This window comes from Actinosynnema sp. ALI-1.44, from assembly GCF_001984155.1.
In the GTDB taxonomy this organism is placed as follows: Bacteria; Actinomycetota; Actinomycetes; order Mycobacteriales; family Pseudonocardiaceae; genus Kibdelosporangium.
This window is the reverse complement of the sequence record NZ_MTQO01000054.1, coordinates 224927-245011: the sequence shown is the minus strand read 5'-3', so window position 1 is coordinate 245011 and position 20085 is coordinate 224927. Positions and strand designations below refer to the sequence as shown.

Here is a 20085-nt window from a genome sequence, read left to right as displayed (position 1 = left end):
CCCGAAGTGGCGGTCGGGGGTATCCGAATCGGCGTTCGGCCCAGCGTCTTACCCGTGCGGAGGTACTACGGAAGAGTGAGGATCTCCGCGCCTGACTCGGTCACCACGATGGTGTGCTCGAACTGGGCCGTCCAGCTCTTGTCCTTGGTGGTGACGGTCCAGCCGTCGTCCCAGATGTCGTAGTCGATGCCGCCGAGCGTGATCATCGGCTCGATGGTGAAGGTCATCCCCACCTCGATCTCGGTCTGCACCGACGGCTCCTCGTAGTGCAGGATCACCAGCCCGCTGTGGAACGAGCGGCCGATGCCGTGCCCGGTGAAGTCGCGGACCACGCCGTAGCCGAACCGTTTGGCGTACGCCTCGATCACGCGGCCGATCACGTTCAACGCCCGTCCGGGCCGCACGGCCTTGATCGCGCGCATCGTCGCCTCGTGCGTGCGCTCCACGAGCAACCGGTTCTCCTCCGCGACGTCCCCGGCCAGGAACGTGGCGTTCGTGTCGCCGTGCACGCCACCGATGAACGCCGTGACGTCGATGTTGACGATGTCGCCGTCCTCGATCAGCGTCGAGTCCGGGATGCCGTGGCAGATCACCTCGTTCAGCGAGGTGCAGCACGACTTCGGGAAGTTGCGGTAGCCGAGGGTCGACGGGTATGCGGCGTGGTCGAGCAGGAACTCGTGCACGACCGCGTCGATGTCGTCGGTGGTGGCGCCCGGTTTGACGGCCTTGCCGCCCTCCTGCAACGCCTGCGCGGCGATCCGCGACGCGACCCGCATGGCCTCGATCACCTCGGGGCTCTGCACGTACGTCGGGTCGGTGTTGCGCGCCGGAGCGGGCTTGTCGACGTACTCGGGCCGGGCGATGGTGACGGGGACTGAACGGCGCGGACTTTGCACGCCGGTCGTCAGTGGGGCACGTACGGGCATGACTTAACTCTAGGAGATCCCCCGCAGGAACTTGTCAGTCACGTCAATGGCCGGGACGGACGTCCCCGAATCGGTCAGCAGCACGGCGAACGCCAGATCCCCCTGGTACCCGGCGAACCAGCCGTGCGAGTGCGTGCCGTCGCCGAACTGGGCGGTTCCCGTCTTGCCCCGGACATCGGGGAGCTGGGCCAGCGGCCCGCCGATGGTGGTGACGACCTCGCGCATCATGACGCGCACCGCGTCCAGCACCGGCGGCGCGATCGGCTGCGGTGTCACGTCCATCTTCGTCGGGCTATCCCGGAACAACGTGGCCTTCGGCACAATCCCGCTCGCGGCCGTCGACGCCATCACGGCCAGCCCGAACGGCGACGCCAGGACCTTGCCCTGGCCGAAGCCGTCCTCGGCGCGCTCGACCAGGTCGTTCGCCGGTGGCACCGAACCGGTGACCGTGGTCACACCGGGGATCACGTAGTCGACGCCGATGCCGTACTGCCTGGCGGTGTTCGACAGCGCGTCCGGCTTCATGTCGGACGCCAGCTTGGCGAACGTCGTGTTGCACGAGAACGCGAACGCCGACCGGAGCGGGATCGTGCCCTTGTCGAAGCCGTTGTTGTTCGGGATCGCCCGCGGGCCGATCGTGATCGAGCCCGGGCACGGCGACGGCGTATCCGCTGTCACAGTCCCGCCCTGCAGCGCGGCCGTCGCGGTCGCGACCTTGAACGTGGATCCCGGCGGGAACCTGCCAGTCAGCGCGACCGAGCCCTGCGCGTCGGCAGCCGGGTTCTGCGCGACCGCGAGCAGTTCCCCGCTGGACGGCTTGATCGCGACGATGGCGGCCACCTGGGCGACCGGGTCGATCGCGGCCTCGGCCGCCGCCTGGATCTTGCGGCTCAGCGTCATGTGCACGGCCGTGCCAGCCTCGGGGTCCTTGACGAACAGCTCCTCGACCTCGCCGCCCGCGGCGTTGAGCGTCACCACCCGGAACCCGGCCTTGCCCGTGACCTGGCTCTCCACCTGCTTGCGAACGACCGGCAGCAACTGGGTGGCGAGGTTGCGGTCCACCGGCAGCAGCCGGGTGCCCGCGACGAACCGGACGCCCTGCAGGTCGTAGATCTGCGCCTTCGCGGCCTGGTAGTCCGCGTCCCGCAACGACACCACGGTGTAGGACTGGCCCTTGGGCGTCTTGGCGACGCCCTCCATGATCGACTGCTGGGTGATCGCCTGGTCGACCTTGCCGAGCGCGGCGGCGAGCGCACCGGCCACGGCGGCGACGTCCCCGGCCTTCGCCGGGTCCAGCAGGACGGAAACCACCCGTTCGGGGGCGAGCAGCGGCGAACCGTCCCGGTCGAGCACGGGGGCCTGCACGGCGTCTATGTCCCGTACGCCGATGGTCTGCTGCACACCGAGCTTGGGGTGCAGCACCGATGGCGCCCAGTGCACCCGCCACGAGTCGTTGTCCGGGCGCATCTCCACCTCGCCCTGGAACGTCCAGTGCCGGTCTCGGCCGAGATCCCAGTCCGCGTCGAACCGCACCTTGGCCGACTTGTCCGACATCTCGGTCGACCCGGTGACCCTGGTGGCGATCCCGACCGGCTTGACCGCACCGCGGACGTTGTCCATCAGCGCCTTGGCGGACTCGGCGGAATCGGTCCGCCCGGCGGCGCCCGCGGTGTCGCCGTTGGCCAGTGCGGTCAGGAACTCACCGGCGACGTCCTCGGCACTCGGATCCGACCCGAACAACCCGCACCCGGCGGCGGGCAGGACCAGCAAGAGTGCCGCGACAATCCCGGTTCGTCTCACTCGGCGCAGTATGCCAATCAGAACAGCACAGTCGCGTAGCACCCGACCTGACTGAAGCCGATCCGCTGGTAGGCGGCCCGCGCGGGGGCGTTGAACGAGTTGACGTACAGGCTCGCGGTCCGGTTCATCCCCTTCACCAGGCGCTCGACGACGGCGGCCGTGCCTGCCGTGCCGATGCCGCTGCCGCGGCGGTCCGGGTGCACCCAGACGCCCTGGATCTGGCCGACCGATTTGGACAGCGCGCCGATCTCGGCCTTGAACACCACGTCGCCGCCTTCGAAGCGGGCGAACGCCCGGCCACCCGCGATCAGCTCGGCCACCCGCGCGCGGTACCCGGCACCGCCGTCGCCGATCCTCGGGTCGACGCCGACCTCCTCGATGAACATCGCGATGGCCGCGGGCAGGTAGCGGTCCAGTTCCTCCGGGCGGACCGGGCGGACCAGCGGATCCGGCTTGACCAGCGGGGCGCCGTCGACGGCCATCAGCGGCTGCTCGGGCCGCACCTCGCGCGGCGGGCCCCACTCCGGCTCCAGTTCGGCCCACATCCCCAGCACCTGCTCGGCCGGGCCGACGAGCGACGAACACATCCGCCTGCGCCGCAGCGCCCGGTCGGCGAAGCAGCGCAACGCGGCCTTGTTGCCGCGCAACGGGATCAGGTTCGGACCGACGTAGCAGAGGCCGTCGAGCCTGCCGTTGCGCATCGGCCGGACATCGGCTCCCCACAGCTCACCGCCCAGCCGCCAGGCATCGAGCCCGGCTGCCTCGACCCGCGCCGCGACCATGCAGCTCGCGACCGGATCGGCGGCCAGCACGGCCCGCACCGCCATGCCGTCTCGCTCGTCGAGTAACCGCGCGGAAGCCATCCGAAGCACCCACTAAGCGTGCCAGATGGAGCCTGTAATCGAGGAGTCCGAATCACCGAGTCATCAACCGAGGGTCATCAACCGACTCCGATCACCGGCCGGACGCGGAACGAGTCGTGCGTGAGGCCGTGCTCATCGACGATGTGGCGCCCACACGATGTGAGAGGTCACACCGGGCAGGCGGCGAACGTATTTCAGCGCGTTCTCCGGCGCTGTCAGCAGGAACTGGCTCTTGCCGTCGACTGTGGCCACATACGTGTTCTGCTCATCGATGACCATGCCCCAACTGACGATCTGGGCATCGATGTGCTCGCCGAACTCGAGCACGACCGCGAACACCCGAGGCGTCTGGTCGGCGACCATCTCCTCGATCGCGGCGGTGAACTCGTCGGCGTCGGCGAAGCCCGCCGAGGCGGCTGCAGGCTGCTCCGGCGAAGTGGTGTCAGCGGTGTCGGGCATGAGGACTCCCATCAGGTTGGCGGCGCCGCCGGAAGTGTCAGCGACCTCCTCACCTTAACCTCCAAGACCGCTTACGAGCGATTACACGATCGAGCGAAGGCGCGGTGCTCGATGCCGGAGGATGATGGAATCAGCTCAATACAGGAGGAGACTTGGGAACCATCAATCCCCAGCGCGTGGCCCTTGGAGCGCTCTTGCGCGATCTTCGCCTGCGGGCGGGCAAGGATCTTGCCGAGATCGACAAGCTGATGGACTGGTACGACGGCAAGACCAGCCGAATCGAAGTCAACGGCCGTGGTCTCGCTCCGGCCGAAGCGGAGAAGCTGGCGAGGTTCTACGGCGCAACAGGCAGTGAGCAGGAGAGACTGCGCAGCCTCACGCTCGCCTCCGGGAAGAGGGCGATTCTGCCGCACGTCCCGGATTTCGCTCAGTCATACCTGATGTTCGAGCGGCAGGCGTCGGAGATCGCGGTGTTCGACGACGTGCTGATCCACGGCCTGCTGCAGACCGATGCTTACGCGAGAGCACTGCTGTCCTCGTCATCGCCAGCCAACCTCGACCGGCGAGTCCGGGAGCGGCTGAGTCGGCAAACGATCCTGACAAAGGCAAATCCGCCTGCAGTGAGGATCTTGCTTGGAGAGTCAGCCATCCACCAGCAAGTGGGTGGACTTGGGGTGATGCGTGAGCAGGTGCAGCACCTGCTAGCCATGGCAGAGCGGCTGCCGACGGTGTCGATCCGGGTCGTTCCGTTCGCGTCAGGGGCACATGAAGGGCTTGGCGTCGGATTCGGCATCGTCCGCGTCGATGATCCAGCTGAGATGACCCGGGTTTATCTCGAGAGCATCACCGGAGCAATGTTCCTCCACGAGCCCAACAAGATCGACACCTACCAGCGGGTGTTCGAAGACCTTTGGGAGAAGGTTGCCGCAGACGACCGAGAATCTGGAAACATCCTTCGCAGGCACATCACCTGACGGAGGAGCCCATGGCGGACGAACTCTGGAAGAAGTCGAGCTGGTCAACAGGGGCGAACAACTGCGTTGAGGTCCGGTGGAAGAAGTCGAGCCGGTCGGCAGGTCAGACCAACTGCGTTGAACTCGCGCTGGACCAGATCCGTGACTCGAAGAACCACGGAGTCACCCTCGCAGTGCCCCGGACCGCCGTAACCGAGTTGCTGGCCTCGCTCAAGCGGTAATCAGCGGACAGGGCCCCGGGTTCCCGGGGCCCTTCCCGCTCAGGACACCGAAACGACCGGTGAACCGGCGGCCTCCTCCGGGTCCATGTCCTCGGCGATCCGCATGGCCTCTTCGATCAGCGTCTCGACGATCTGGTGCTCGGGCACGGTCTTGATGACCTTGCCCTTGACGAAGATCTGGCCCTTGCCGTTGCCGGACGCCACACCCAGGTCCGCCTCGCGAGCCTCACCGGGACCGTTCACGACACAGCCCATGACCGCCACCCGCAGCGGGACCTCCATGCCTTCCAGGCCCGCGGTCACCTCGTCCGCCAGTTTGTAGACGTCGACCTGCGCGCGGCCGCACGACGGGCAGGAGACGATCTCCAGCTTGCGCGGCCGCAGGTTCAGCGACTGGAGGATCTGCGTACCGACCTTGACCTCTTCGACCGGCGGCGCGGACAGCGAGACACGGATCGTGTCGCCGATGCCCTGGCGCAACAGCGCGCCGAACGCCACCGCGGACTTGATCGTGCCCTGGAACGCCGGACCGGCCTCGGTCACACCCAGGTGCAGCGGGTAATCACACGACTCGGCCAGCAACTCGTACGCGCGGACCATCACGACCGGGTCGTTGTGCTTCACCGAGATCTTGATGTCGTGAAAGTCGTGCTCGGCGAACAGCGACGCCTCCCACAACGCCGACTCCACCAGCGCCTCCGGCGTGGCCTTGCCGTACTTGGCCAGCAACCGGGGATCCAGCGACCCCGCGTTCACCCCGATCCGGATCGGGGTGCCGTGGTCCTTCGCCGCCTTGGCGATCTCCTTGACCTTGTCGTCGAACTTCTTGATGTTGCCGGGGTTCACGCGCACCGCCGCGCACCCGGCCTCGATCGCGGCGAACACGTACTTCGGCTGGAAGTGGATGTCCGCGATCACCGGGATCTGCGACTTGCGCGCGATCGCGGGCAACGCCTCCGCGTCGTCCTGCGACGGGCACGCCACCCGCACGATGTCGCAACCGGACGCGGTCAGCTCCGCGATCTGCTGCAACGTCGCGTTGACGTCCGCGGTCACCGTGGTGGTCATCGACTGGACCGACACCGGGAACTCGCTGCCCACACCGACCGACCCGACCATCAACTGCCGGGTCTTGCGGCGCTCGCCCAGCACCGGCGGCGGAAGCGACGGCATGCCGAGCAGCACTTCGCCGCTGGTCATGAGATCTCCTCTAGTTCTTGATCCTGATCGGGTTGACGATGTCCGCGGTGATCGTGAGCAACATCACCGCTCCACCGATGAACACCACCACCATGGTGACGGCCATCAGCTTCGAGTAGTCCACGGGGCCACCCGCAGGCTTGCCGCGCACCCTCCGCAGCCAGTTGCGGACCTTCTCGTAGACGATCACCGCTATGTGTCCCCCATCCAGCGGCAACAGCGGCAACAGGTTGAACACGCCGATGAAGAAGTTGAGGCTCGCCAGCAGCAGCAAGACAACGTCCCACAGGCCACGCTCAACAGCGTCACCACCGAGAATACTCGCGCCGACGACGCTGACCGGCGTGTCGGGATCGCGTTCTCCGCCACCTATGGCGCGCACCACAGCCGGGATGCGCTCGGGGAACCGGATCAGGCCTTCCCAGGTCTTGACGAACATGTCACCGGTGAACGAGATGGTGCCACCGATCGCCGAACCCGCGTTGTACTCGAACTCCGCGGCCCGCAGTACGCCGATGCTGCCCTGTGCCTGCAGCGACCGCTGGCCTTCCTTGTTCTCGACCAGGCGCTGCGCGACGGTCACGTCCACAGTGAGCGTCTGCTCGGCACCATCGCGCTCGACCGTGATCCGCTGTGGACCCGACAGCGGCTTCAGCGTGGTCCGCAGGTCGGTGAAGGTCGGTGTTTCCTTGCCGTTCACCGCGACGATCTCATCACCGGCGCGCAGCCCGGCCTGTGCCGCGGGACCCTGGTCACCGGCAGCGCACGGCGGCCGCGGCTTCTTCACGTCCATGTCGATGGTGTCACTTTGGACACACGCGGTGCTGGCCACGACCGGCTTGTCCACCAGGTTCGGCAGGCCCATGGTCGCCGCGAGGATGTAGAGGATGACGAAGCCGAGGATGAAGTGGGTCACCGAACCGGCGACCATCACGATCACGCGCTTCCACGCCGGGTAGCGCCACATCGCGCGCTTCTCCTCGTCCGGCGTGAGCTCGTCCATCGCGGTCATGCCCGCGATGTCGCAGAAGCCGCCGCCCGGGATGGCCTTAAGGCCGTACTCGGTCTCACCCCGGCGGAACGAGAAGATCTTCGGGCCGAAGCCGATGAAGTAGCGGCGCACCTTCATGCCGAACCACTTGGCGGTCAGCATGTGCCCGGCCTCGTGCAGCGCGACCGACAGGCCGATGCCGAGCGCGAACAGCACGACCCCGATGAAGAAGATCACGCTCTAGTTCCTTCCCAGAATGTCCCGGGCACGCGTTCTTGCCCACTGCTCGGCGGCAAGCACCTCGCCAACGCTGCCCGGCTCGCCCCGCCAGGCGTCCGCCTCGCCCAATACTCGCCCCACAGTCTCCACGATCGACGTGAAACCCACGTTCAGGTCGACGAACGCCTGGACGGCCTCCTCATTGGCCGCGTTGTAGATCGCGGGATGGCAGCCGCCCGTCTCACCGGCCTGGCGGGCCAACCGGACTGCCGGGAAAACGTCGTTGTCCAGCGGTTCGAAGGTCCACTCCGCGGCCTTGTCCCACGTGCAGGGCGTGGCCGAGCCCGCGAGCCGCTCCGGCCAGCCGAGCGCGAGCGAGATCGGCAGGCGCATGTCCGGCGGGCTGGCCTGGGCCAGCGTCGAGCCGTCGGTGAACGTCACCATCGAGTGGATGATCGACTGCGGGTGCACGACCACGTCGATCCGGTCGTAGGGCACGTCGAACAGCAGGTGCGCCTCGATCACCTCGAGGCCCTTGTTGACGAGTGTCGCGGAGTTGATCGTGATCACCGGACCCATCGACCAGGTCGGGTGGGCCATCGCGTCGTCGGGCGTGACGTCCTGGAGCTCGTCGGCGCCACGGCCGCGGAACGGGCCGCCGGACGCCGTCACCACCAGCCGGTCCACCTCGTCGGCCCGGCCGCCGCGCAGGCACTGGGCCAGCGCCGAGTGCTCGGAGTCGACCGGCACGATCTGGCCGGGTGCGGCCGCCTTGAGCACCAGCGAACCGCCCGCGATCAGCGACTCCTTGTTCGCCAGCGCCAGCCGCGCACCCGTGGCCAGCGAGTACAGCGTCGGTTCGAGCCCCCGTGAACCGGTGATCCCGTTGAGGATCACGTCGGCCGGGGTGTCGTCGATCAGGTCGAGCACCGCGCGGGCACCGGTGAACAGTCGCACATCGCCCAGGTCCAGATCAGCGGGTGCATCGGTCAGGGCAACCGCCTTGACCCCGAAATCACGGGCCTGCCGTGCCACCAGGTCCGGGTTCGCACCGCCCGCCGCGAGGCCGACGACCCGGAACTTGTCCGGGTTCGCCGCGATCACGTCGAGGGCCTGCGTGCCGATCGAACCGGTTGAGCCGAGCAGGAGGACGGAGCGGACGCCGTCTGGGCGAGTGTTTGCGGACATCCCGGTCATTGTCCCGGACCGGGCCTGGGGCGTGCTCCAGAGGGCCATGTGGGACGATTGAGGCCGGTACGCAGCATGAACGAGCCATCGATTGGGGAGGGACCCGTGGCGAGCTCGAAGACCGAGAAGGCACCGGCGCACACCGTCAGCCCGGAGGACGAGCCGTCGGCCGAGTGGGGCTGGCACGGCAGCTTTCCCGTCGGCATGCGGGTCGGCGGGTGGTTCACCGCGGCCGCGATGTTCTTCTACCTGATCGGCAACCACACCGGCCGCACCGAGGACCTCTGGCTGATCGGCATCGGTGTCGGACTGGTCATCCTGCTGGTGATCGACCAGGTCCGCCGCCGCACCTCGTGGCGCCGCTGACCAGCTGACTTCTCTCAACCGCGGGGCACGAGCTCGTAGACGATGCCCGTGCCGAAGGGCGCCAGCAGCACGTTCTCCCCGAAGGCGCCCAACGCGGACACCGGCCACCCCGTGGCGAACAGCCCGGTGGCGTTCGCGGACGTGCCGAAGGACCTGGCGAACCGGGGGGTCGGCACGTCACTGGCCGGGTCGTCGGGCCCCGGGTAACCGCTGACCTGGACGGTCCGTGTCGTGCCGCGCTGCGTGTCGACGTGCACGAACGCGGGTGCGGGGACCTGGTTGGCCACCGCGTGCAGGATGACGTCGTCCCCGGCCGCCGCCAGCTGGCGTCTGCCCAGTTCCAGCGGGAGCGGGCCGACGCCGTCGATCTCGGCGTTGATCACGGGGATCGCCACCATCATCCGACCGCGTGAGTCCAGGATCACAAGTCCGCCCTCTCGCGTGCTGAGCGCGAACCGGCCACCCGTGAGCCCCGCGGCGGAACTGCCCGTCGCGATCTCCGCGGCGAGCGGCAGCACCGTCGCGTCGAGCACCTTGCCGTCCCGCGACGCGTCGATCCGCCACATCCTGCTCTGCGCGGTGTCCACCAGGACAGGCGTCTGCCCGTCGAACGCGAGCCCGCTGAACTGCGCGGAGTTCCACGCGGCCACGCCGTCGGCGACGCGCAGGCCGTTCTGGTCGGTCACCCGGGTGGTGTCCTGGTCGAGCGGTGCCTTGATCGCCCTGAGGTCGACCGCGCGACCGCCGTCGACCTGGATGACGCGCACCGGCCGCGACAGCCTGCCGTCGCCGGGGCGCGTGCCGGTGTTCGCGGGCAGCAGCCAGATCCGGTCGCCGCGCACCACGATCCCAGCGACCGCGCCGGTGGTGTCGCGGCCCTGCAGCCGCAGCTTCTCGGAGATGTCACCGGCAACCGGGGCGTCGTTGGTGGAGAACGGCGCCAGATTGGGATCCCACACCACTTCGACGGTGTTGTCCGTGCGCACGCGCAGGATCCGCAGTGTCTCGCCCCACCTGCCCGCGCTGTCGTCGGCGATGCGCGGGTTGACCGACGGTCCGTACTGGCGTGCGACGAGATAGACCGTGCCATCGGGGGCCGAGGTCAGCGCCTCGACGTGACCGATGCTTGTGGACTGTCCCTGACCGGGTCCACTTGCGACGTCGGAGCCCCCGTCGCCCGCGACCATCCGCACGGTGCCGCGGGGTTGTTCCGGCAACGGCGCGGCGATCTCGACAGGACAACCGCGCCGTTCGCCGTACTTCGTGGCGACGACACCGGAGAGGTCGGCGAGGTCCTGGTCGACTTTGCCCCGCCTGTTGTCGTACCCGGCGAGTTCGATTCCAATGTGGACAGGACGGCCGCGGCACGTGACGTCCAGCGAAACGGTCGGCCTGGTGTCGGTCCCGGTGCGCAGCGGATTGCCCAGCGGCGCGCGGGCCGACCGGGCCGCGGCCTCCTGCGTCGCCGTGTTGATCCGCCGGATGGTGGCGACCTGGTCGACGTCGATCCGCAACGCCGCAACGGTTCTGCGAGCCAGGTCCTCGGCGACGAGCACTTCGCACTGGAGACTGTCGACGTTCACCGTGTCGGGCACTTCGCCGACTGTCGTCAGGTTCTCCTCCGCGTGCGCGGTGAGGTGCGCGAGCGCCACGCGTGGCAGCAACGCGCATATCTCCGGCCCCTGCCCGGTGACCGGTTCGGTGTTCAACGGTTGCGTGCCCGCGCGTTCGGGCCCGGTACAGGCGACCAGTCCGAGCAGACACGTCGATACCAGTATCCCCACCCGAATGCGCACGAGACTGATATTCCCCCCAACGCATGGAACGGCTGACCTTTATGCCCGCGCCGCAAGTCCCATCATATGGGCTACGTTGCGTTCATTCGCATTCATGAATGAACTGGTCGAGCACAGTTCGCAACCGACCCTCACGACAGGACCAGGACATGTCCGTCACCGATGAACTGCTCGCCAACAACGCTCGTTATGCGGAGAGTTTCCAAGGTCCGCTACCGCTCCCGCCCGCCAAGCAGGTTGCGGTCGTGGCCTGCATGGATGCCAGGATCAACGTCTACGGCGTGCTCGGCCTCAACGAGGGCGAGGCCCACGTCATCCGCAACGCCGGTGGTGTCGTGACCGAGGACGAGATCCGTTCGCTGGCGATCAGCCAGCGGCTGCTCGGTACCAAGGAGATCATTCTGATCCACCACACCGACTGCGGCATGTTGACGTTCACCGACGACGGGTTCAAACAATCGATCTTGGAAGACGTCGGGGTGAAGCCGCCGTGGGCGGCTGAGGCATTCCCCGATGTGGACGAAGATGTGCGCCAGTCCATCGCGCGAATCAGGAACAGCCCGTTCATCCCCGTGAAGGACTCGGTGCGCGGCTTCGTGTTCGACGTCGCGACCGGGAAGCTCGACGAAGTGGGTTAGAGGACTTTCCGGACCGCTTCCTCGCTACGACCGACGACGGCGGTGCCGTCGTCCGCCGTGATGATCGGCCGCTGGATCAGGATCGGGTCGGCGACCAACGCCTCGATCCAGCGGTCACGGCTCGCACTGTCCTTCGGCCACTTCGACAGGCCGAGTTCCTTGGCGACCTTCTCCTGGGTACGTGTGATGTCCCACGGTTCGAGCCCCAGCCTGGTCAGCACCCGCTCGAGTTCCACGGCCGTCGGCGGGTCCTCGAGGTAGCGCCGGATGGTGTACTCGCTCCCGGCCTCATCCAGCATCTTCACCGCTGACCGGCACTTGGAGCACGCCGGATTCACCCAGATCTCCACGCGCCATACGGTACTGGCATGACCACCGCAGCGGCAGCCGGGAGCGAGACGGGACGCCGCTACCCCGCGAACTTCGACGCGTACCACCTGAGCGAGAACCCGCTCGTTGCCGTCGTCGCCGACGGAATGGGCGACGGGCCGGGCAGTGTGATGGCCGGGCGGACCACTGTGGACATCGTGGCCGCCGCGCCGCCGACGGTCGCCGGGATCCGTGCCGCGGTCACCGAAGCGCACCGGCAAGTCAGCGCGTTCGGCAAACGGATCGGCGGGCTCGCCGGGTGCACGCTGACGGCGCTGGTGCGGGTCGACGACGGCTTCCTCGCCGCCCAGATCGGGGACTCGCGGCTGTACCGGCTACGCGCGGGTCTGCTCGAGATCCTCACGGTGGACCACACGATGGCGTGGCTCGGCGCGGTGAACGGCTGGTTCCCGTTCGAGTCGTCACAGGCAGCGGCAGCGCGCTACCAACTCACCCGGTATGTCGGACACGCCGGCGCGCCGGCGCCGGACGTCATGCACGTGGACGCACGCTCTGGTGACGTGTTGCTGCTCTGCACGGACGGCGTGGCCGAGCAGGTCCCGTACCACCGGATCTTGGAGATCCTCGGGTCGGGCACGACCCCGGGCGCGATGGTCCGGGACCTGCTGGCGCAAGCCGATGCCGCGGGCGGCAACGACAACGCGACCGCGATCGTCGTTCAGGTCAGCAGTAGGCCCTGACCTTGCGGATGTTCACCGGCAAGGCGGGCTTGCCGTCGGTCGTGCCGGGCGGCTCGACCCCGCCAGCCGCCACCTTGTCCACTGCGGACAGACCGGCCGCGCCGACCGTGCCGAAGATCGTGTAGTTGGGCCGCAGCGCGGAATCGCCGTAGACGAGGAAGAACTGGCTGCCGTTGGTGTTCGGCCCGGCGTTGGCCATCGCGAGCACGCCGCGCGCGTAGACCTTGCGCTCACCGGTGGGGTCGGTCGGCGCGGGCGGCAGGCCGGTGGGCAGTTCGTCCTTGTAGCGGTAGCCGGGGCTGCCTTCGCCGGTGCCCGACGGGTCGCCGCACTGCAGGACCTTCAGCGTCGGGTAGCTGGTCAGCCGGTGACAGGACGTGAAGTCGTAGAAGCGGTGCCGCGCCAGGTGCAGGAAGCTCTGCACCGTGCAGGGTGCTTTGGCGCGGTCGAGCGTCAGGTTGATCTTGCCGTGGTTGGTGGGTAGATCCACGCGCACGGTGCCGTGTGATGGCGTCCGGCGCGGATCCGGGGGTAACGGAACGGGCCGCGAGGCCGGCTCCTCTGGGGTTTTCGTGTACTGGCAGGGGCCGCGCGTCGTGTCGCCGGTGGTGGCAGAGGCCACGCCCGGTACGAACACGGCGGCTGTCGCGACGACGCCGGCAACGATGATCGAACGGACCACTATGTCCTCCCTGGTGGGTTCCGGCGCGGAGTGTAGAGGGGTTTGCGCTCGCTGAGCACTGGCGTTCGTAGGGCTGTGCCACACTGGTAGGGCTATGACCGCTCTGCCTCTTGTCTTCGACGCGCCCAAGCGCGGCCTGCCGCCGCGCCACCTAGCTGACCTCTCCGCCGCCGAACGCCGGGAAGCGGTCGTCGCACTGGGTGAGAAACCCTTCCGTGCGAATCAGCTGTCACACCATTACTTCGCCCGGCTGACAGCGGACCCGTCGGCGATGACGGACATCCCGGCCGACGCCCGGCAGCGCCTGGCGGACGAGCTTCTGCCGCCGTTGCTGACGGTGGTGCGTCACGTGCAGTGTGACGACGGTTCGACACGCAAGACGCTGTGGCGCGCCCATGACGGCACGCTGCTGGAAAGCGTGTTGATGCGCTACCCGGACCGCACGACGCTCTGTGTGTCGAGCCAGGCGGGCTGCGGCATGGCGTGTCCGTTCTGCGCAACCGGACAAGGCGGCCTGCAACGCAACATGTCGACAGCGGAGATCGTCGACCAGGTCCGCAACGGCGCCGCGGCGATGCGCGACGGCGACATGGCAGGCGGCCCAGGTCGGCTGTCCAACATCGTTTTCATGGGCATGGGTGAGCCGCTGGCGAACTACAAGCGCGTGGTCGCGGCCGTGCGACGGATCTGCGACCCCGCCCCGGAAGGCCTGGGCATCTCCCAGCGCTCGGTGACCGTGTCGACCGTCGGCCTCGTCCCAGCGATCCGCAAGCTGACCGAAGAAGGCCTGCAGGTTCGCCTGGCGGTCTCCCTGCACACCCCAGACGACGAACTACGCGACACCCTCGTACCCGTCAACACCCGGTGGAAGGTCACCGAGGTCCTGGAAGCCGCCCGGGGCTACGCCGAGAAAACCGGCCGCCGCGTCTCCATCGAGTACGCGTTGATCAAGGAGATCAACGACCAGCCGTGGCGGGCGGACCTGCTCGGCAAGCTCCTGCACAGGCATCTCGGCCAGTTCGCGCACGTGAACGTCATCCCTTTGAACCCGACACCGGGATCGAAATGGGACGCGTCACCCAAGCACGTCGAGACCGAGTTCGTCCGCCGGGTCAATGCCGCCGGAGTCGCTTGCACCGTCCGCGACACCCGAGGCCGGGAGATCGCCGCGGCCTGCGGCCAACTCGCCGCCGAGGGCTGAATCGCGTTCATTCCCACTGACGACGCTCGAATTGCCATGTACCGTTGAGCTCTTGCTCTTGAAGCAGCGGAGTGATGAACGCGTGGGCCAACGGGATGGCGCCCTCGAGTGTGCGGTAGGCGGCAGGCAAGTCGTGGGCCTTGGCAGCCTGAGCACGGTAACCGGCGATCCAGGCAGGGCTGGGTACCTCGAACTCTGTCGGTAGCGTCAGATGCGTGCCTGCGGCTCGGCGTCGGTTTACCTCGGCACGTAGCGCAGCGTGGGTGATGGTGCCGTTCAAAGCGGAATTGTGTGCGATGAAGACCAAGTCGACCAGGTCCTTGAACCTAGTCGACGGTCCCAGACGCTCGCCATGGCGTTCGTACATCGCGGCGACCTTGTCGGCGACGTGATCTTCCAATGGCCACATCCGGATCGTTGGCCAGGGACCCGAGTCCACCGTGAATGGCGCGGTTAGTTTCTCGACGACGAGTTCTCCGCGTGGGTGCAGCCCGGCTGCCACGACATCAACGCTGACCACGGACAGTTGCTTGAGCCCGAACATCGCCTTGAACCGGACCTTGCGAGATGGCCGGTTCGCGGCTGTCTCGCGCGATGTGTCCAGGTGATCGAATCGCAGGTGATCATCGAGATTTGTTGATGCGGCTTCGATCAGTGCCACGACTGCGTCATCGACGGTCGCGTCGTCGCACGCCCGGAACAGGTCGACGTCTGTGGAGTAGCGCGCCCTCGGCCACCGTACGAGCAATGCCTGACCGCCTTTGAGAACCCAACTGTCACCATCGACGTGGAACACACGAGCCAGCAAACGGCGATGGTAGTAGCGCTCCATGAGTTCACCCACCGGAACGCCGGAGACCTTCGACGTGTTAGTGGCCCGGGCTTTCAAAGAGCTGGTGAAAGCTTGAGGGCTAAGCGGAACTTTCGACTTCATGTCTCGTCATTCGATTCGGTGTCGAGTTCGGGCTGGGCCGCTGCACGCATTATGCGTTATGCGATATCGCGTGCACCCTTCGCGAGTTGGCCCCACGTGACAGGCGCGTATTCAAGATCTGCCCAGCTCATATTGCTCAGCTGCCCCAGTAACACCTGAGTGTCGTGTGGCGAGTTCATGCACGGACAGCCCGCCTTGCGCGAGAAGCTGTTCCAGGAGTTCGGACCCATTTCCCGGCTTTACGCCGTAACGTCGCGCATACGACCCGATCTGTTCGGCCAGATCATCGAGTCGAACCTGCCCAGCGTCCACAGCCTGGTGAATGATCGTCGCTATGTGACTAGCATCTACGTGCCGGTCAAGCAGATCACAGATGGTCCGCATCGGAGTGGTGACTGGAAGACCATCGAGCGTTGTTACGTCAGACTCGCTCAGCGCGGCCTTTCGCAGCCATACACCTGGGTCACGCATCGTCCGTCTTCGAGGAACTGTTATTTCGATTCGGATGTTCGGCAGGTCGCCGAGTCCATGGAGTCGGGCAGCCGACTGATGCGAGATCACACCGCCATCCGGATCGAGTTTGGGGCGTTCCCAGGCAGCCGCCCCGGGACGCAGACTCAGCCAGACTGCCTGTTCCAGGCGGGCATCGGATGTGGCCGACGAGACCACAGCGTGCACCCCGTGCCGTACCGTCTCCAATAGGCCTGCCGTCTTGAGGCGATGAAGCGTGACGTCATCGACTCCGAGGGACAGCGCCTGCCGAGTGGTCACCATGCCCCACTGCCCAGCGGTGTAGCCACCGAGTAGTTGAAGCGCTGGAACCATCTCCACACAGCAAAGCTTACACTCGATGACAGCGTTCCTTACCTCTTAGATGTAAGGAACGCTGTCACCCGATCGGCTGAAAGTTCTTAGCCAGGGTTGTCCACTGGCCCATGAGATCAACGACCAGCCCTCCGGGATCAACGCGTGGAAGAAGACCAGTGAGGCCGACCTGCACGCCTACCACGAGAAACGCAAGGGAGGACTGGCGAGCCATGACTGAGAACATGCTCAGACACTCAGCGCCCAGCAGGTCGAACAGATCGCACGACGCGTCTACCGCGAATCTGCCTGACCAGCCAGTCTCTGCTGGTCAGCGCAGGTCGGTGAGCAGGGTCAAGACAGCGGCCGGATCCCCGCTGCGCTCAAGCACAGCTCGCTCGATCTCGCGGACCTTCGTGGCGATGCGCTTGTGGGTGGCCCGGCCGCGTGGGCTCAGGTACACCCGTACTTTGCGGCGGTCGTCGGGGTCCACTTCACGGTAGACGGTTGCCGTTGTCACCAGGCGGTCGACCACCCTCGTCAGCGTCGGCCCGGTCGCCGTGGTGTGGTCGGCCAGTGCCGCCATGGTCAGGCCTCGTCTGGTGGCCAGCGCCTCGATCACCAGCCACTGGTCGATCGTCAGCCCTTCCGGCTTCAACACGCTCTCGACCTGGGCCGTTACCGCGTGGACCACACGGGTGAGCAACTGGGTGAGCGGCTCTGCCACCGTGGGGCCTGTGCTGCGGTCAGGCATCCGTCGCTTCCTTCGCCTTGCGCGAACCGGTATCGGTTGAAAGACTTCCACTTGAAAGCATATCCGAGCGCGGAGCTCTCATGGCAGTCGCCGGAACCGCCAAGGACCATCGTGACACCTGGCGGGTCGCGATGGTCATTCCCCTGCGTGGTCCAGCCGGTTTGTTCGGGCCCTCCTGTGAGGCGATCGCCGAGCTGGCCACCCGTGAGCTCAACGCCGAAGGTGGCGTGCTGGGTCGGGAGGTCGAGCTTGAGATCGTCGACGGCGGTGCCCGGCCGAGTGTGGTCGCCGCTCGGCTGCATGAGCTGATCCAGGCCGGGCGGGTCGACGCGGTCAGCGGCTGGCATATCTCGTCTGTCCGCAACGCGCTGGCGCCGGTGGTTGCCGATCGTGTTCCCTACGCCTACACCTCGCTGTACGAAGGCGGTGAGCGACGCCCGGGGATCTTCTGCTGTGGAGAGACGCCTCAACTGCAGATCGCTCCCGGGTTGGCGTGGCTACGTGACAACGTGGGCGCGCGGAGTTGGTTCATCGTCGGTGACGACTACGTCTGGCCGCGCGAGTCGGGTGCGGCGGTCCGGACGTTCGCGCACGAGCTGGGCTTGCGGATCGCCGGGGAGGCGTACGTCGAACTCGGCGGTGACGTGGCCGACCTGGTCACCAAGGCCGAGGTCTCCGGCTGCGACGGGGTGCTGATGCTGCTCGTCGGCCAGGATGCGGTCGAGTTCAACCGGCAGTTCGCGCGCCGCGGCCTGCACGAGCGGATGCTGCGCTTCAGCCCGCTGATGGAGGAGAACATGCTCCTGGCGAGCGGGCTCGCGGCCACGGTCAACCTGTTCGTGGCCGCCGCATACTTCCGTTCGCTGGTCAACGCCGACGCGATGGACCTGCTCAGCCGGTACGTCAGCCTGCACGGCGCGGACGCGCCCGCACTGAACAACGCGGCGGAGTCCTGTTACGAAGGGCTGCACACGCTGGCGGCGCTTGCCCGGCGTGCGGGGACGGCGCGCGTGCCGGACCTGAACGCGGCCATCGACGGCTTCGCGTACCACGGGCCGCGCGGCACCATCGAGTTCCACGGCCAACAGGCGGCACAGCACGTGCATCTCGCCGTCGCGGATGGCTACGACTTCACCGTGATCACCAGGTTGTAGCGACCTCCCGCCGACCGGGTGTCACCCGCACGATTGAATACGGCGCACAGGCGCCTGACTTTGGGGGCCCGGAGACCGGAGGTCCGCATGGCCGACGCAACACGGGACGTCGAGAAGATCTACGCAACCGCTGACGTGGTCGCGAAGCTGCGCAGGCTCGCCGACGCGCTCGAGTCGGAAACCCCGTTCCGCATCCAGATCGCGGGCGAGCGCATCCGAGTGCCCAAGCGTGCCGAGTTCTCCATCGAACACGAGCGGGGCGACGGCGAGGAAGAGATCGAGTTCCAGCTCAAGTGGACGATCGAAGAGGATGACGACGAGGACGGCGACGACAAGGTCGTCTGAGTGAGATGGGCCGGGCGCGATCGCCCGGCCCATTCACGCTAGCGCGGGAACCGGTCGCGTGCGGTTTCCGGGCGGTCGAAGTCGTTCACCTCGAACGTCTTCGACACCACCTGCGGCGCTGAGACGTTCGCCCAGCGGCGCAGGGCCGCCGTCGCCGAGTCGCGTTCGGCAGGCACCAGCGCGGCGATGTTCGCGCCGTGGTTGGCGCCGGGCGCCGTGTAGGTGTACGAGTCCCTGCGGCTCGGCACGAACGGCTCGGCGCCCCACGGGTCGTTGCCACCGTAGACGAACAGCATCTGGCTCGACTGGGTCCGGACCCACAGGTCGACGTCGATCATCGGCCATATCTCGTGCCGCTCGCGCAACGACGGCGGCAGGTTCGAGTTGGCCTGGTAGAACGACGCCGGGTGATGCGCGACGTCACGCAGGTGCGCGAACTTCAACGACGGCCAGCCCAATTGGGTCGCTGCCTGGTAGTAGTACGGCGTGAACGGTGTGATGCCCTGGTCGGTGTAGAACGACCAGTCCGCGATTCCGTTGATCCAGTCGTAGATCGCGTCCGACGACGCGGTCCTGGCGGGGACCTTCGCGCAGTCGGCCTGCGTGGAGTACTGCCAGAACGCCCACGCGGTGTCCAGCACCGTCATCTCGAACGCCTTGTCCGCGCTGCCGAGGACCTGGTTGAACGTGCGGTTGTTCGCCGCGGCCCACGCCTCGTACTTGGCCAGCAGATCGGGACGCCGTTTGAGCGCCTCGTGCTGCACGTCGTTGAGCGCCTGGCGACAGGCCGGGTCGTTGCCGACTGTGGTGAAGAACTTGTCGTACGCCTTGTCCGCGTTGTTGATCTGGTCGTTCGGGGCGACGTACGCGACGACACCGTCGACGTCACGCGGGTAGAACCGCCGGTGGTAGACCGACGTCATGCCGCCCTTGCTGGCGCCGGTGGAGATCCACTTCTTCGAGTAGATCCGCTTGAGCGCCTCGACGATCCGGTGGTGGTCGGTGGCCGCCTGCCAGATGTTCAGGTCGTCCCAGTCGGCCGGGTCGGGCCGCGACGGCGTGAAGAACCGCTGCTCCACCGAGATCTGGTTGCCGTCGACCAACTGGGTCGGCTCGGACCGGAACGCCGTTGTGCGCATGTTGTAGCCGCTGGTGTGCAGCACCATCGGGCGGTCGGTCGCCTTGTGCAGCAACTGGAAACGCTGCTCGAACCGGCCGGCTGACGGGCGCCGGTGGTCGACGGGCTGCGAGTAGCTCAAGATGAAGAACCGGTAGCCCGCCGGTGCCGTCGACTCCGACACCACCGTCAGTCCGGGAACGTGCTTGAGCCGTGCCGCGATGTCCTCTTCGGCCTGCGCGGCGGGGGCCAGGCCGGCCGTCAACGCGGCCGCCACTCCGGCCACCAGCGCTTTTCGCAGTAACACGCCGTTTCTCCTCACTCCCGGCGGCGAATCAGCGCATTCTGGCAAGAGCAACACCGGCCCGGATAGCTACTGAAGT

22 protein-coding genes are annotated in these 20085 nt (G+C 67.2%); 8 read left to right on the top strand and 14 right to left on the bottom strand.

Annotated elements, in window-relative coordinates; all coding sequences use genetic code 11:
- Positions 1-65 precede the first annotated feature (65 nt).
- The 4 genes from map to ALI144C_RS48080 all read right to left on the bottom strand — a co-directional run bounded on the left by map (position 66) and on the right by ALI144C_RS48080 (position 4048).
- A complete protein-coding gene (gene map / locus ALI144C_RS48095) occupies positions 66-926 on the bottom strand; it encodes a type I methionyl aminopeptidase (protein ID WP_076994000.1) in 861 nt (286 codons plus the stop codon).
- A gap of 9 nt (positions 927-935) precedes the next feature.
- Positions 936-2726 carry a penicillin-binding transpeptidase domain-containing protein gene (locus ALI144C_RS48090; RefSeq protein ID WP_330359657.1) on the bottom strand — a complete coding sequence of 597 codons (1791 nt, stop codon included), beginning with the start codon at positions 2724-2726 and terminating at the stop codon, positions 936-938.
- A gap of 17 nt (positions 2727-2743) precedes the next feature.
- Entirely contained in the window at positions 2744-3598 is an 855-nt protein-coding gene (locus tag ALI144C_RS48085) for a GNAT family N-acetyltransferase (protein WP_076993999.1), read from the bottom strand.
- Positions 3599-3721: 123 nt separating this feature from the next.
- Positions 3722-4048, bottom strand: a complete 327-nt coding sequence (locus ALI144C_RS48080) for a hypothetical protein (protein WP_143231332.1) — start codon at positions 4046-4048, stop codon at positions 3722-3724.
- Between the two features lie 152 nt (positions 4049-4200).
- Here ALI144C_RS48080 and ALI144C_RS48075 point away from each other — a divergent pair, with 152 nt between their 5' ends.
- Both ALI144C_RS48075 and ALI144C_RS48070 read left to right on the top strand, forming a co-directional pair.
- Positions 4201-5022: a helix-turn-helix domain-containing protein gene (locus ALI144C_RS48075; RefSeq protein WP_083754042.1), complete on the top strand. Its 822-nt coding sequence runs from the start codon at positions 4201-4203 to the stop codon at positions 5020-5022.
- Between the two features lie 11 nt (positions 5023-5033).
- Positions 5034-5243, top strand: coding sequence for a DUF397 domain-containing protein (locus ALI144C_RS48070; protein WP_076993997.1), 210 nt, complete (start codon positions 5034-5036; stop codon positions 5241-5243).
- A 39-nt stretch (positions 5244-5282) separates the two neighbouring features.
- On the opposite strand, the gene ispG is transcribed toward ALI144C_RS48070, so the two are convergent.
- The 3 genes from ispG to dxr are packed head-to-tail and all read right to left on the bottom strand — an operon-like array spanning position 5283 to position 8850.
- Entirely contained in the window at positions 5283-6443 is a 1161-nt protein-coding gene (ispG, locus tag ALI144C_RS48065) for a flavodoxin-dependent (E)-4-hydroxy-3-methylbut-2-enyl-diphosphate synthase (RefSeq protein ID WP_076993996.1), read from the bottom strand.
- A 10-nt stretch (positions 6444-6453) separates the two neighbouring features.
- Entirely contained in the window at positions 6454-7671 is a 1218-nt protein-coding gene (locus tag ALI144C_RS48060) for a M50 family metallopeptidase (RefSeq protein ID WP_076993995.1), read from the bottom strand.
- A 3-nt stretch (positions 7672-7674) separates the two neighbouring features.
- A complete protein-coding gene (gene dxr / locus ALI144C_RS48055; RefSeq protein WP_076993994.1) occupies positions 7675-8850 on the bottom strand; it encodes a 1-deoxy-D-xylulose-5-phosphate reductoisomerase in 1176 nt (391 codons plus the stop codon).
- A gap of 96 nt (positions 8851-8946) precedes the next feature.
- On the opposite strand from dxr, the gene ALI144C_RS48050 reads away from it, so the two are divergent.
- A complete protein-coding gene (locus tag ALI144C_RS48050; RefSeq protein WP_237774667.1) occupies positions 8947-9207 on the top strand; it encodes a DUF2631 domain-containing protein in 261 nt (86 codons plus the stop codon).
- Positions 9208-9221: 14 nt separating this feature from the next.
- Here the strand turns inward: ALI144C_RS48050 and ALI144C_RS48045 are convergent, their stop codons facing one another.
- A complete protein-coding gene (locus ALI144C_RS48045; RefSeq protein ID WP_143231330.1) occupies positions 9222-11003 on the bottom strand; it encodes a hypothetical protein in 1782 nt (593 codons plus the stop codon).
- Between the two features lie 149 nt (positions 11004-11152).
- Here ALI144C_RS48045 and ALI144C_RS48040 point away from each other — a divergent pair, with 149 nt between their 5' ends.
- Positions 11153-11641: a beta-class carbonic anhydrase gene (locus ALI144C_RS48040; RefSeq protein WP_076993991.1), complete on the top strand. Its 489-nt coding sequence runs from the start codon at positions 11153-11155 to the stop codon at positions 11639-11641.
- On the opposite strand, the gene ALI144C_RS48035 is transcribed toward ALI144C_RS48040, so the two are convergent.
- Positions 11638-11991 carry an arsenate reductase family protein gene (locus ALI144C_RS48035; RefSeq protein WP_076993990.1) on the bottom strand — a complete coding sequence of 118 codons (354 nt, stop codon included), beginning with the start codon at positions 11989-11991 and terminating at the stop codon, positions 11638-11640. The genes ALI144C_RS48040 and ALI144C_RS48035 overlap by 4 nt on opposite strands.
- 18 nt (positions 11992-12009) lie before the next feature.
- Between ALI144C_RS48035 and ALI144C_RS48030 the strand changes: the two genes are divergently transcribed.
- Positions 12010-12711, top strand: a complete 702-nt coding sequence (locus tag ALI144C_RS48030; protein ID WP_076993989.1) for a PP2C family protein-serine/threonine phosphatase — start codon at positions 12010-12012, stop codon at positions 12709-12711.
- Here the strand turns inward: ALI144C_RS48030 and ALI144C_RS48025 are convergent.
- Positions 12695-13381, bottom strand: coding sequence for a peptidylprolyl isomerase (locus ALI144C_RS48025; protein ID WP_441297622.1), 687 nt, complete (start codon positions 13379-13381; stop codon positions 12695-12697). The genes ALI144C_RS48030 and ALI144C_RS48025 overlap by 17 nt on opposite strands.
- Before the next feature lie 106 nt (positions 13382-13487).
- On the opposite strand from ALI144C_RS48025, the gene rlmN reads away from it, so the two are divergent.
- Complete coding sequence (gene rlmN / locus ALI144C_RS48020) at positions 13488-14594, top strand: 23S rRNA (adenine(2503)-C(2))-methyltransferase RlmN (protein WP_076993987.1); 1107 nt, start codon at positions 13488-13490, stop codon at positions 14592-14594.
- A 7-nt stretch (positions 14595-14601) separates the two neighbouring features.
- On the opposite strand, the gene ALI144C_RS48015 is transcribed toward rlmN, so the two are convergent.
- From ALI144C_RS48015 to ALI144C_RS48005, 3 genes are all read right to left on the bottom strand, one after another.
- Positions 14602-15426: a nucleotidyl transferase AbiEii/AbiGii toxin family protein gene (locus ALI144C_RS48015; RefSeq protein ID WP_237774666.1), complete on the bottom strand. Its 825-nt coding sequence runs from the start codon at positions 15424-15426 to the stop codon at positions 14602-14604.
- A 213-nt stretch (positions 15427-15639) separates the two neighbouring features.
- Complete coding sequence (locus tag ALI144C_RS48010) at positions 15640-16302, bottom strand: type IV toxin-antitoxin system AbiEi family antitoxin domain-containing protein (protein WP_237774739.1); 663 nt, start codon at positions 16300-16302, stop codon at positions 15640-15642.
- A gap of 361 nt (positions 16303-16663) precedes the next feature.
- Positions 16664-17086: a MarR family winged helix-turn-helix transcriptional regulator gene (locus ALI144C_RS48005; protein ID WP_076993984.1), complete on the bottom strand. Its 423-nt coding sequence runs from the start codon at positions 17084-17086 to the stop codon at positions 16664-16666.
- Positions 17087-17166: 80 nt separating this feature from the next.
- Here ALI144C_RS48005 and ALI144C_RS48000 point away from each other — a divergent pair, with 80 nt between their 5' ends.
- A complete protein-coding gene (locus tag ALI144C_RS48000; RefSeq protein ID WP_076993983.1) occupies positions 17167-18240 on the top strand; it encodes a substrate-binding domain-containing protein in 1074 nt (357 codons plus the stop codon).
- Between the two features lie 87 nt (positions 18241-18327).
- Entirely contained in the window at positions 18328-18585 is a 258-nt protein-coding gene (locus ALI144C_RS47995) for an amphi-Trp domain-containing protein (protein WP_076993982.1), read from the top strand.
- 38 nt (positions 18586-18623) lie between these two features.
- On the opposite strand, the gene ALI144C_RS47990 is transcribed toward ALI144C_RS47995, so the two are convergent.
- Positions 18624-20009: a S28 family serine protease gene (locus ALI144C_RS47990; RefSeq protein WP_076993981.1), complete on the bottom strand. Its 1386-nt coding sequence runs from the start codon at positions 20007-20009 to the stop codon at positions 18624-18626.
- Between the last annotated feature and the right edge of the window lie 76 nt (positions 20010-20085).

Coding starts and splice junctions, on each gene's coding strand:
- ALI144C_RS48030 (WP_076993989.1), top strand. CDS start 12,010: ATGACCACCGCAGCGGCAGCCGGGAGCGAGACGGGACGCCGCTACCCC.
- ALI144C_RS48070 (WP_076993997.1), top strand. CDS start 5,034: ATGGCGGACGAACTCTGGAAGAAGTCGAGCTGGTCAACAGGGGCGAAC.
- ALI144C_RS48040 (WP_076993991.1), top strand. CDS start 11,153: ATGTCCGTCACCGATGAACTGCTCGCCAACAACGCTCGTTATGCGGAG.
- ALI144C_RS48010 (WP_237774739.1), bottom strand. CDS start 16,302: ATGGTGACCACTCGGCAGGCGCTGTCCCTCGGAGTCGATGACGTCACG.
- dxr (WP_076993994.1), bottom strand. CDS start 8,850: ATGACCGGGATGTCCGCAAACACTCGCCCAGACGGCGTCCGCTCCGTC.
- ALI144C_RS48000 (WP_076993983.1), top strand. CDS start 17,167: ATGGCAGTCGCCGGAACCGCCAAGGACCATCGTGACACCTGGCGGGTC.
- map (WP_076994000.1), bottom strand. CDS start 926: ATGCCCGTACGTGCCCCACTGACGACCGGCGTGCAAAGTCCGCGCCGT.
- ispG (WP_076993996.1), bottom strand. CDS start 6,443: ATGACCAGCGGCGAAGTGCTGCTCGGCATGCCGTCGCTTCCGCCGCCG.
- ALI144C_RS47995 (WP_076993982.1), top strand. CDS start 18,328: ATGGCCGACGCAACACGGGACGTCGAGAAGATCTACGCAACCGCTGAC.
- ALI144C_RS48005 (WP_076993984.1), bottom strand. CDS start 17,086: ATGCCTGACCGCAGCACAGGCCCCACGGTGGCAGAGCCGCTCACCCAG.
- rlmN (WP_076993987.1), top strand. CDS start 13,488: ATGACCGCTCTGCCTCTTGTCTTCGACGCGCCCAAGCGCGGCCTGCCG.
- ALI144C_RS48080 (WP_143231332.1), bottom strand. CDS start 4,048: ATGCCCGACACCGCTGACACCACTTCGCCGGAGCAGCCTGCAGCCGCC.
- ALI144C_RS48015 (WP_237774666.1), bottom strand. CDS start 15,426: ATGGAGCGCTACTACCATCGCCGTTTGCTGGCTCGTGTGTTCCACGTC.